The sequence below is a fragment of the Parabacteroides faecalis genome (assembly GCF_022809355.1).
Lineage (GTDB): Bacteria > Bacteroidota > Bacteroidia > Bacteroidales > Tannerellaceae > Parabacteroides > Parabacteroides faecalis.
This window is the reverse complement of sequence record NZ_JAKZMM010000004.1, coordinates 40,110-52,969: the sequence shown is the minus strand read 5'-3', so window position 1 is coordinate 52,969 and position 12,860 is coordinate 40,110. Positions and strand designations below refer to the sequence as shown.

Here is a 12,860-nt window from a genome sequence, read left to right as displayed (position 1 = left end):
TAAACTTAAAAACTCTAAACAAACGGATTTGCCCTCATTCCAAATCACGAATTGTGTGTCTATTAATAAAAGAAGATGATTACAATGAAAACACCGGATATATCAACCATCGAGAAAGTGCTCGATAACGAAGCCACGGCAGAAGAAGCGAAATGGGTCGTTGGCTGGTTCAAGACAGAAGAAGGTATGAAATGGCTTTCCGAACGGATGGATAAAGACGAACGGCAAATCCATTTAGGGGAAGAACAGGAATGGGTTGATCATGAAATTCCTTCGGCCGTCATGTATCAGCGCATTAACCAGCAACTGCGCCGGCAAACCATACGCCGTTGGATATTCCGCGCTGCGGCCATATTAATACCTATTACCTTATTTATAGGCTTGTTCGTCAATGTCAATAACCAGATTGATTTATTGGCTTCGCACGAAATGGAAGAGATTGTCGTACCGAGAGGGGAAAAGATGCGGGTTATCTTCCAAGACGGCAGTAGTGTTTACCTGAATGCAAACAGCCGGATCCGTTTCCCCAAGAAATTCACCTATAAGGATCGGGAAGTAGAATTGGACGGAGAAGGCTTGTTTGAAGTAGCATCCAATAAGAACCGTCCTTTTACGGTTGTTCTCGACCGGATGAAAGTAAAAGTGCTGGGTACTGAATTTAATGTGAAAGCTTATACGGAAGATCAGGATATTTCGGTCGCTCTTAATCACGGACGGGTAGAATTGTCGTCGGGAGACTTCCAGACCTTCGAACTGAGTCCCGGAGAAAAAGCGATCTATGACCGTACTTCCCGCTTGTGTAAGATTGTACGTCCGCAAAACATTGCAGAGAGTTCGGCCTGGACAACCGACCAGATCATCTTCGAACAGACACCGATGAAAGATGCCATCCAGACTTTGTCCCGAATTTATGATGTGACATTCCGTATAGAAGACAAGAAAGCATTGAACTATACCTACACGATCAAAACCCGTCAGACAAATATCCTGACTACTTTGCGGGAACTGGAAAAGATTTCTCCGGTCCGATTCCTGTCACAAGGTGATACAATCTGCGTAAACGTAAAAAAGTAGTTGGCTGCATACAACCAACTACTTCTTATAACCGCAAACAAACGTATTAGTAAACACCTACCTCATCGATAAACAGGTAGGTCTTGTGTCCGGCTCCCGGATGCCATGATGGCAAGACAGGCGTACATTTCCCGACAATGCGGACAAAACGGGCTTTTGTCTGATCGAAACTGAGTTCATCCAATCTCGTTACATTATTCTTACTTCCTTTTTCCAATTCAGGAATAGACTTCGAAGCTATTTTCCGATACGTTTTTCCATCAGAAGAGACATGAACTTCCAAACCTGTCAGACCGAAGATGTAATCACCCGGCACCAGACAAGAGCTGACCGATACCGAAGAAATCTCTTTCTCGTCTTCCAAATCAACGGTTACATCCAGATCTTTTCCATAAATACCGATATAACGGCCCGAACGATAATTCCCGTCGCCCTTCAGTCCGTCCACCAAAAGCGAAGATCCTTTATAACCATAAGCATCGTCCGGCTTCGAGTTCAAATGAACCGGGCGCATGGTAGCTAAGTTGTATTCCAACGATTCTTCCACCACTTGACTTTCCCGACCGTTGCGGATAGCCTTGGCTTTCACGGTTGGCGTCTGACTATCTATCGTAAACGGTTCCTGATAACGCGAAGACGCTTCAGTCGGTTCTGTTCCATCCGTTGTATAATAAACCGGAGCGTTATCAAAAGTCGAGAGCGTTACAAGCGCTTTACCGGCATCGCCTGCCGGATTGATATCCATCGTCACCTCTTCGATGTCTTCTTTATAATGATACCCATTCAACGTATACAGATCCAACTGATGACGAAGCCGCTTCAAGAATCCATCCAAGTCTTTTTCCGGACGACTCCATTGCAACTCGCTCAAGGCTGCAATACGAGGCATCATCTGCCATTCCATCTTCGTACTGTCTTTCGTCCATTCCGTCCAGATACAACCTTGCACGCCGATGATACGGTCTTTCTCTTCAGCAGTAAGGGCTTCATTGACCGGTTCAAAGTTATACACCCGTGCCACACTGGTAACTCCTGTCAGGCGGTTATAGCCCGGATTGCTGAAATACAAATGACTGATCGGACAAACGATTGTCTGAAAACCGGATTGTGCCGAGCGAATGCTGGCCTTCACACCAGTCCATGCCATCACAGTCGTACTTCTGGCCGGATCTCCATCCAGAATTTCATCCCAAGCCAGCATCTTCCGTCCCCGTTTGATGATCTCTTTTTCCACTTCGCCCATGAAATAAGCCTGAAGCTGATTCTCTTTCGAATGTTCCGGTGTATCCTTCAATCCCAGTTCCTTAATCTTTGCCTGGCATTTCGGGCATTTCTTCCATTCCACCTTCGGACACTCATCTCCTCCGATATGAATATAAGGAGATGGGAAGATATCCATAATTTCATTGATCACATCTTTGGCAAATTGCAAAGTCGCCTCATTACCGCCACACAATACTTCATCAAAGACACCAAACTTCGTAGCCGTTTCATACGGACCTCCCGTGCAACCCAACTCCGGATAGGAAGCCAAAGCCGCCAACATGTGTCCCGGCATATCGATCTCCGGTATTACCGTAATAAAACGATCGGCAGCATATTGTACAATCTCCCGAGCTTCTTCCTGCGTATAATATCCACTCACCGGAACACCGTCGTATTTGTCGGAACCCGGTGCCGTGATCGTTTCCTTCCGATGCGAACCAATCTCCGTCAGTTTCGGGTATTTCTTGATCTCAATACGCCAACCCTGGTCTTCCGTCAGGTGCCAATGAAAGTAATTGATATGGTGTATAGCCAGCATATCAATGATTTCCTTCAGATAATCTACCGAGAAAAAGTGGCGTCCTACATCCACCATAAATCCTCGGTAGTCAAAACGCGGATAATCCTTAACCGTTCCTGCCGGAACAGCTCCCAACGCCTTTCCATCCGTAATTGGGAGCGCCTTGTAAATCGTCTGGATACCGTAAAAAACACCGGCTTCGGTCGTACCTTTCACCGTTATACCATCTGACGAAACCTGTAATTCATACCCGTCTTTTGTCGAAGAAACAGCAGGATCCACCTGAAGAGAAATACTGTTTTCAGCCTGTTTCGTCGTCACACGCACCGTTGTCCCCGTCACTTCCCGTATATAAGAAGCCAGAAAATGAGCCGTCTTCTCCAGCTTCTCATTTCCTTCCGGATAACAGATCACAGTCGAAGAATTAATCACAAACGGAGCTGCGTCTTTCACCTCCGTTATTTCCTGTGGCAACGGTATTACCTGCCAACTACCTACCTGAACTTCTTTGGGGGAACAGGCCGTCAGACCTCCTACTAATAAGACGGTCACAAACCATCTTGCCCATAACGTTTTTTTCATTCGTATATTATTTTATGTATGTTTCACCGACCACCGACTTAACCATCAGACTAGTCTATTAGACAAAAGTAATCAGATTCCTCCGAGAATCCAATTACCGACACACAAAACTCACGGACGCCCCATCGACATACAATTAAAGACAGAAACCTGATCTCTCGGGCTAATAGTCCAAAAGCTACTATCTTTTAATTTTTTGACAACTGTCGAAAAGCTTTACTATATTTGTCAAAAAGCTTTAGCACAACTATGATAAAGCTTTACCACATCTGTCAAAAATATAAAAGAATACGAAGAAACAAGAGCTATCTTACGAAGTCAACCACCCATTTTCATAACGACAGAAGAAAAAAACGAGTTTTTTCAAAAAAAAATCTAATTTAGCTCATCCTTATCCATAAGTTATGTGTCTATTAAGAAAAAAGAGATAATTTTAAATGTTTAACCTTTTAAAAATACAAGCACATGAGTGGATAAATCAGAAGATATTAAAAGAAATAGCCGAAAAGCTCCTACCCTCTCCGGCTACAATTAAAGATTTCAAAAACATAGTTTTCAACACATCATTAATCAGTACAAAGATATGGAAGAAAAACACATGACTTCATCAAATGGAAGTTATTTATTATTAACGAATAAAATACCTAGATCCATGAAACTAACAGCATTATCGTTAATGCTTTCGCTTTCAGCATTTGCAGCCAACGCAGATGCCCAGCAAGTTTCCGTAACTGTCAGCAACGCGAAAGTCAAAACTGTATTAAACAGCATTTCAGATCAAACCGGACTTAGCCTGGCTTACAGCGCACAAGTAGTTGACCTGAATCGCAAAGTCTCCCTCAACTTCATCAATACCGAAGTAAGAGAGGTATTAAATGCCATGTTCGGCAACACAGCCATCGGCTATGAAATCAAAGACGGGAAAATCTATCTGTTCAAAGCAGCCGAAAGCACAACAGCATTAGCCAATCAACAGAAGAAAATCATCACCGGTACTGTAGTTGATCCCAATGGAGAAGCCGTAATCGGAGCGAATGTCCTTGTCAAAGGGACCACCAACGGAACTATCACAGACATGGACGGTAAATTCTCTTTGGAAGTACCAGAGGGAGCAACTTTGGAAGTTTCCTATGTAGGTTATTCGAACCATGAAATTAAGGTAGGCAATCAAAGCTCTTTATCTATTATTATGAAAGATGACTCCGAAGCCTTGGATGAATTAGTTGTAGTGGGATATGGTGTTGCTAGAAAAAAAGACTTAACAGGAGCTGTTGGTGCTATTAAAGGAGATAATTTAGCAGCTAGGAAAACAACTCAATTGTCAACGGCTTTACAAGGTGCTGTTTCTGGAGTTACAGTAACTCGTGATAATAATGCTCCTGGTGCAACTGCAGGTAGTATTAAAGTCCGTGGTGTAACAACTATCGGAGACACAAGTCCTTTGGTTATAATTGACGGAGTACCTGGAGATATTAATCAGGTAAATCCAGACGATGTTGAAAACATGTCAGTTCTAAAAGACGCCGCATCTGCCTCAATTTATGGTTCACGAGCTGCAGCTGGAGTTATTCTAATTACAACCAAACGAGCCAAAGAAAATGACTTATCGTTAGGATATAATTTTGAATATGGTTGGGAAATACCTACAAAGCAGCCAGAATACGCAGGTCTTCAGCGATATATGGAAATAACCAACGAATTACGTTACAATGATAATCCAGCAGGAGGATGGTATCAGACTTATTCGGAAGATCAAATTAACAATTGGTTAAAAAATAGCGCAACAGACCCTAATAATTATCCCAATACAGACTGGCAAGACTTAATTTTAAAGAGCTCTGCACCTAGACAAAAACATGCTATTAACATAGCAGGTGGCAGTAAAGCTGTCCGCACAAAAGCGTCATTTACATATGATAAAATAGATGGATTATATGCAGACAGATATTACGAACGCTTTATGCTTCGTGTTAATAACGACTTTAAAATCAATAAATATTTAGGAGCAACTCTCGACTTTAATTTTAAGCGTTCTAAATCACACAGACCAACATTTGATCCATTTGATAGAATGCGTATTACTCCTCCAGTTTATGCAGCAATGTGGGATGACGGACGAATTGCAGAAGGAAAATCTGGAGCAAACCCATACGGTAGAATGATTGCAGGAGGTGAAAAGAATGAATGGTACAACCAAATTGGAGGTAAGGCCTCATTAGATCTTACTCCTATCGATGGATTAAAAATCTCAGGGGTTATTGCACCTGTATACAACTTTGATAAATCAAAGACATTTAACAAAGCTGTACCATATACAATAGCTAGTGATCCAAATACAATTGGAGGATATTTAGAAGGACAAACCTCCACTAAATTAACAGAGAACAGAAACGATAGCTACAATGTTACAATCCAAGGAATTGCCAATTATATAAAATCCTTTGGAAAACATAACCTTAATGTTATGGCTGGTTATGAAACTTATTATGCTTTTTGGGAAAACCTGATGGCATCTCGAGATCAATACGAACTCGATAGTTATCCTTATCTAGATTTAGGTCCTCTGTCTATGAGAGACAATAGTGGTAATGCTCAAGAAGTTGCTTACCAATCATGGTTTGGAAGAGTCATGTACAATTATGATAACCGTTACTTATTACAAGGAAACATCCGTTATGATGGTTCTTCCAGATTCCATAAAGATTACAGATGGGGATCATTCCCTTCTTTCTCTGCTGGTTGGGTAATAAGTGAAGAAAACTTTCTAAAAGAAAAAGAAAACGATTGGTTATCTTATTTAAAACTCAGAGCTTCTTGGGGAACATTAGGTAACGAACGAATCTTTAAACCTAACACAACAGAACAGAACTATTATCCATATCAAGCTGCAATTGTGTTCAGTAACGTTTTATTCTATCAAAACGGGCAACGGTTATCACAATTATCAGCTGCACAACAAGTCTATGCGATTGAAAACATTTCTTGGGAAAAAACTCAATCGTTTGATATCGGTCTTGATGCACAATTCTTAGATAGTAGATTGCGTTTTGCGTTTGACTATTATAAGAAAACAACAAAAGATATGTTGCTAGCACTGGAAATTCCTGATTATGTAGGTTTTGATAATCCTCAAAAAAACACAGGAGATATGTATACAAATGGTTTTGAACTTGATTTGGGATGGAGTGATCAAGTTAATGACTGGAGTTATAGTGTAGCAGTTAATTTCTCTGATTTCGTCTCTAAAATGGGAGATTTAGGTGGTACACAATTTTTAGGAGATCAAGTTAAAATGGAAGGATCCGAATTCAACGAGTGGTATGGTTATGTAAGTGATGGATTGATTTTAACAGAAGAAGATTTAGCCGGTCCGCAAATTAATAATAATGCACAAATTGGAGATATTAAATATGTAGATATTTCTGGACCAGATGGAAAGCCTGATGGAAAAATTACCCCTGATTATGACCGAGTCTTATTAGGAGGATCTTTACCAAGATTTACTTATGGTGGAAATGTTTCTGTTGGTTATAAAGGGTTCGATTTATCTATGGCTTTTCAAGGAGTAGGTCGTCAAAATGTACGGTACTCAACGGTTATGGTACAACCTCTCCGAGAAAATTTTGGAAACGTTCCTAATATTATTGATGGAAATTACTGGAGTTCTAAAAACACAGAAGCTCAAAATGCCGAAGCATTTTATCCTAGATTAACATATGCTAATGCAAGCTCGAATTATGCAATGTCTGATTATTGGCTATTTAACGGACGTTATTTCCGATTGAAGAATCTCACATTCGGTTATACTTTACCAAAGAGCCTAACAGAAAAAGCAAGTATTAAACATGCTAGAATCTATGTATCCGGTAACGATTTATTCTGTATCAGTAAGTTTCCAAAAGGATGGGACCCAGAAATGGGATCTTCAGCATATCCTATAACAACGTCTTTATTATTTGGTGTATCTGTTAACTTCTAAAATTTGAATAAGATGAAAAAATATATTGTAGGTTTACTACTAACCGGACTTAGCAGTTATTTTTTAACAAGTTGTTATGAATTAGATCTAAATCCTTTGGCCCAAGGTTCCAGTGAAAATTGGTATTCAAGCGAAACTGAAATTGAAATGGCCTTAAAAGATGGATATAGACATGAATTTTGGCCATTAGATAAAGAAGAATGGACTGATGATTATGTTTATAGAGAAACAAATTCATCTATAGTCAATGGAACTTTAACTGGTCAAGATGGATCTGTTACCGACTTATGGTCTAATCAATACAAAGCTATAGCAAGAGCTAATACAATTTTAGCAAATATGGAAAAAGCTGCTTCATTAGGTATTTCTGAAGCCAAGATTAATCAATATACAGCTGAAGCTCTTTTTTTAAGAGCTTCTCGCTATGCCAGTTTAATTTCACACTTTGGAGATGTTGTTTATGTCGATGAAGTAATAGACATTGATGAGGCATTCAATATTGGAAGAACTCCAAAACAGGAAATCATACCTCTTGTTTATGAAGATTTTGATAAAGCAGCAGCAGGATTGCCAATATCTTACAGTGGTTCAAGTTCACAGAGAGCAACTTCGGGAGCTGCATTAGCTTTAAAAGCCAGATTTGCTCTTTATATGGGTGACTGGAAAATTGCAGCTGAGGCAGCAAAAGCCTGCATGGAATTAGGAATATACAATTTATATCCTAATTATTCTGAACTATTTTTATCTACTACTAGAAATACAGAAGAAACAATTTTTGCCATTCCTCGGTCTGTTGCGGATAAAATAACTATAGGTAATGGAACAGTCCTAAATGCCATCTCTAGAAATCCAGGAGGTTGGGCTGCAATGGATCCATCTTGGGATTTATTAGCAGCGTATACTTGTACGGACGGACTTCCAATTGATGAATCACCATTATTTGATTCTCACGATCCATTCAAAAACAGAGACCCTCGTTGTACCGCAACAATTGTAGCTTTTGGTTCAAGGCACTTAGGATACGAATATAATCCTCACCCTGAAGCCTTAGAAGTTATGAACTTTAATACGGGGAAAATGCAAAAGAACAATGATACTAGAGCTAATGCTCAATATGCATCTTTTAACGGGTTAATCTGGAAAAAAGGTATTGATGAAACATGGTTAGCTAATGGTATGGATGTCGATCCTGATAAAATAATTATTCGATATGCTGATGTATTACTTATGTATGCTGAAGCTAAAATCGAATTAAACGAAATTGATCAAAGTGTTTTGGACGCAATTAACCAAGTAAGAGCTAGAGCTTATGGAGTTGATATTTCTGCGACGGACTCATATCCTGCAGTCACAGAAAAAGACCAAAATAAACTCCGCAAAATTTTAAGGACTGAACGACGTATGGAATTAGCATACGAAGGATTAAGATATATGGATTTAATTCGATGGCGTTTGGCTTCAAAAGCTTTAACAAATAAAAGTTATGGTTTATTGTATCCTTCATCGCTACTAATCGAAAAAGTCACCAGCCAAGGAGGATGGTTCTGGCCAAGTACACCGCAAATTGATGAAGATGGTATTCCTGATTTTTCAGCAATGGAATCTGCAGGGCAAATAGCTGTTCTATCCCAACGATTATGGAATGACAGACAGTATCTGTGGCCTATACCAACTAAAGAAATTCTTATTAATGAAAATTTAAAACAAAACGAAGGATACTAAATATTATATCAGAAATAACCTCAAAAATTTTGAGGTTATTTCTAATTTAGACCTCAAAAAAAATACAATTAGCATAATATGAAGAATATATTAAATTATAAACTACCAGGAACATTATTGCTTTTTGCTCTACTTTCTTCTTGTTCTTCGCAAGAACAAAAGAAAACAGTTCCAGATTCTATTTCAGGTATTTATCCAAGACTAGCTTATTATAACAATGAAGGAGAATGTGGTACAGGAGCTGTCGTACCATGGGCCGATCGTTTATGGGTAATTACGTACGGTCCACATTTGCCCAATGGATCTTCCGATAAATTATATTCTGTATCATCAGATTATCAACAAACAGTCTATAAAGAAAGTATTGGAGGTACACCGGCTAATCGTATGATTCATCAAGAAAGTAATCAGTTATTCATTGGCCCGTACGCTATTGATCAGAAAGGGAATGTAAGAGTTATTCCTTATGAAAAAATGTCTGGACGGCATACCGGTAATGCCAGACATTTAACAGATCCTGAAAACAAGATCTATTATGGGACCATGGAAGAAGGATTTTATGAAGTAGATGTTCATTCTCTTGAAGTAAAAGAATTATATCAGGATGGAAATAAAAAGCAACAGAAAAAGAACGACACTGACGCAGGACCGATCAATGCCTTATTACCTGGTGTACATGGTAAAGGTTTGTATTCTGGACAAGGTGTCATGATCTTTTCAAATAATGGAGAAGGAACGCAAGAAGCATTGAAGAAATTTGATGTCGAAGCTGGATGTCTGGCTGAATGGAATGGAAAAGATTGGAAAGTTGTCCGTAGAAATCAATTTACCGAAATAACAGGCCCTGGCGGTATTTATGGAAATTCCAATCCGCAAACAGATCCGATTTGGGCTACCGGTTGGGATTATAAGTCTGTTATCTTAGGAGTCAGAGATGCCAAAACCGGATGGTCTTTTTATCGACTGCCAAAAGCCAGTCATAGCTATGACGGTGCACACGGTTGGAATACAGAATGGCCACGAATCAGGAATATTGGAACTGATTCTAAACCTGATTATCTGATGACTATGCATGGTATGTTTTGGAAATTCCCAGCAACATTCTGTACAAAAAACACTGCAGGTATTCGACCTCGATCTGCATACTTAAAAGTCATTGGAGATTTTACACGCTGGCAAGATCAGTTGGTATTTGGTTGTGATGATTCTGCACAAAAAGAGTTTCTCAACAAACGTAAAGCCAAAGGGAATATTGAAGGTCCTGGTCAATCAAACTCCAATTTATGGTTTACTTCTCTAACTAAACCGGACGAATTAGGACCTGCAACCGCTGAAGGTGCAGTTTGGGCTAAAGAATCTATTAAAGCAGGAGAAACGTCTGAACCTTTCTTATTCAGCGGATGGAGCAAAAGAAACGGATGGATAAAAAATGAAGGAAAACTACCTGTCAAATATACATTTGAGGTAGACAAAGATGGAACTAACAATTGGAATATCTTACAATCCATTACAGTACAACCTGGTAAATCTGCATTAGTCTCCTTTAATGACAAAGAGGAAGGCGAATGGATCCGCGTTTCTGTTGATCAGAATACGATCACCACTGTTTCTTTCTCTTATGCTACAGAAGATAACAGAAACTCGACTGCTAATCCCATATTTGCAGGTTTAAGTACAGCCGATAAAAGTGAGAAATTAGGAGGTTTGTTATATGGACTAGGGAATAATCGTAGAGCTTTAGGATTATTAGCTACATCCGAGAAGAATGGAGAAGTAACAGAATCCGGTTATTATGAAATGAGCGAAACTTTAGAATTAGTTAAGAAAGAAGATCCACAAACAGCAGATTTTATCCGTTCTAAATTTGCCATTCCACAACAAGTAATCGAAATCGATGACGGGTCTGTACTGATTATTGATGATCAAAATCGCCGTTGGCGGATTCCTTTAGGCAATCAGGTTTATAAATCCATGACCAATAAAGGTCTTCTACGCATCTGTCGAGAAGTTGCAACAGAACGAGATCTATTCAGTTGCATGGGAACATTCTATGAATTACCTGCAGAAAATGCCGATGGTTATGCCAAAATAAGGCCTATCTCAAGTCACAAATATCAAATAAACGACTACGCATCTTATCGAGGTATGCTATTGATGACAGGTATCTCTCCTGAAGAAGGAAAAGATAACCCACACATCATCGTTTCGGATGACGGTAAGGCAGCTGTATGGGCTGGTGTCATTGATGATTTATGGAGCTTAGGTAAACCTGTTGGTCAAGGAGGTCCTTGGAAAGAGTCTGCAGTCAAAGCAGGAACACCATCCGATCCTTATTTAATTGCTTTCTATGATCAAAAGAGCATGCAATTAAAGCATGATTCTAAAGAGACTGTTACTTTTACAGTTGAAGTAGATCCAACAGGAAACGGAGATTGGATGGAATATAAAGAATTCTCCGTTAAACCAGAAGAAACTGTCAAATATGATTTTCCAGCAACGTTTGAAGCAAGATGGATTCGCTTTATAACCAATAAGAATACGAATGCAACTACATGGTTGGAATATAGATAATAAATTGGGTATTATTGGTATCCGTTGATTTCAAAAGGAATATAAGGAATTATTTTCTGTAAAATATTTAATATGAAACATGTTATCATCTTATTAATATTGTTAGGATTTATCGGATGTAAGCAGGGAATTCATCAATCTATTCCGGTCCAACCAGATATTGCATCAATGCTGCAACCGATCCCACAACAGGCTATATTAAAAGATAGTCTTTATTATATTTGGGGAGCATCCCCTATCAAAGGAGATGATAACAAATATCATTTATTTTACTCTCGATGGAAAAAGGAACTGGGATTTATGGCTTGGGTCACACATTCAGAAATAGCTCATGCCGTTTCTGATAGTTTATTAGGACCATATACTTTTTCTGATATTGCTTTGCCTGCAAGAGGAAACTCTTTTTGGGATGGAACAACAACACATAATCCAACCATTCATAAGTTTGATAACAATTATTATCTATACTATACAGGAAACTGTGGTGATGGTATAAATATAAAAAACTCATTGAATTGGTCTCATAGAAATAGCCAACGAATTGGAGTTGCTGTTTCATCCTCTCCTTATGGACCGTGGAAACGTTTTGATCGTCCGCTTGTAGATGTATCACCTGATTCTACGGCCTTCGACGCTTTAGCAACCAATAATCCATCAATTGCAGAAATGCCTGATGGTAAATACTTAATGGTATATAAAGCTGTAGCTAAAAAGAATCCTCTTCCTTTTGGAGGTCCAGTTGTACATATGACTGCTATTTCAGATTCTCCTATAGGTCCTTTTCTTAAAAATCCCAAACCCATATTTACAAAAGAAGAATCAGATTTTCCAGCAGAAGATCCTTTTGTATGGTATCAAAATGGGAGTTATTATGCTATTGTCAAAGATATGAAAGGAGATTTTACAGGTAAAGGACGTTCCTTAGCTTTATTCACTTCTGAAAATTCTACAGACTGGGAACTTGCTAAACATTTCTTTGTCTCTGATTTATGTTTACATTGGGAATCAGGGGAAACAGATACTGTTGCATACTTAGAACGTCCTCAATTATTCTTAGATAAAGGAATTCCAAAAGCATTATTTCTTGCAGTTTCTCCTTCTGAGAATTATGATAATACCTATAATGTTCACATACCTTTAAAATAA

Annotated in this window: 6 protein-coding genes; 5 read left to right on the top strand and 1 reads right to left on the bottom strand. The window is 39.0% G+C overall.

Translation table 11 applies throughout. The annotated features are described in order from the left end of the window. Window positions 1-75 precede the first annotated feature (75 nt). A complete protein-coding gene (locus MUN53_RS02220) occupies window positions 76-1,074 on the top strand; it encodes a FecR family protein (RefSeq protein ID WP_243323252.1) in 999 nt (332 codons plus the stop codon). A 46-nt stretch (window positions 1,075-1,120) separates the two neighbouring features. On the opposite strand, the gene MUN53_RS02215 is transcribed toward MUN53_RS02220, so the two are convergent. Beyond that, window positions 1,121-3,442: a beta-N-acetylhexosaminidase gene (locus tag MUN53_RS02215; RefSeq protein ID WP_243323251.1), complete on the bottom strand. Its 2,322-nt coding sequence runs from the start codon at window positions 3,440-3,442 to the stop codon at window positions 1,121-1,123. A gap of 598 nt (window positions 3,443-4,040) precedes the next feature. On the opposite strand from MUN53_RS02215, the gene MUN53_RS02210 reads away from it, so the two are divergent. From MUN53_RS02210 to MUN53_RS02195, 4 genes are all read left to right on the top strand, one after another. Then, window positions 4,041-7,421: a TonB-dependent receptor gene (locus tag MUN53_RS02210; protein WP_394803026.1), complete on the top strand. Its 3,381-nt coding sequence runs from the start codon at window positions 4,041-4,043 to the stop codon at window positions 7,419-7,421. Window positions 7,422-7,433: 12 nt separating this feature from the next. Continuing rightward, on the top strand, window positions 7,434-9,143 hold the full coding sequence (locus MUN53_RS02205) for a RagB/SusD family nutrient uptake outer membrane protein (RefSeq protein ID WP_243323248.1): 1,710 nt from the start codon (window positions 7,434-7,436) through the stop codon (window positions 9,141-9,143). 78 nt (window positions 9,144-9,221) lie between these two features. Further along, a complete protein-coding gene (locus MUN53_RS02200; protein ID WP_243323246.1) occupies window positions 9,222-11,714 on the top strand; it encodes a hypothetical protein in 2,493 nt (830 codons plus the stop codon). A 72-nt stretch (window positions 11,715-11,786) separates the two neighbouring features. Beyond that, the gene (locus MUN53_RS02195) at window positions 11,787-12,860 is read left to right on the top strand and encodes a glycoside hydrolase family protein (RefSeq protein ID WP_243323244.1); all 1,074 of its coding nucleotides are present in this window, start codon (window positions 11,787-11,789) and stop codon (window positions 12,858-12,860) included.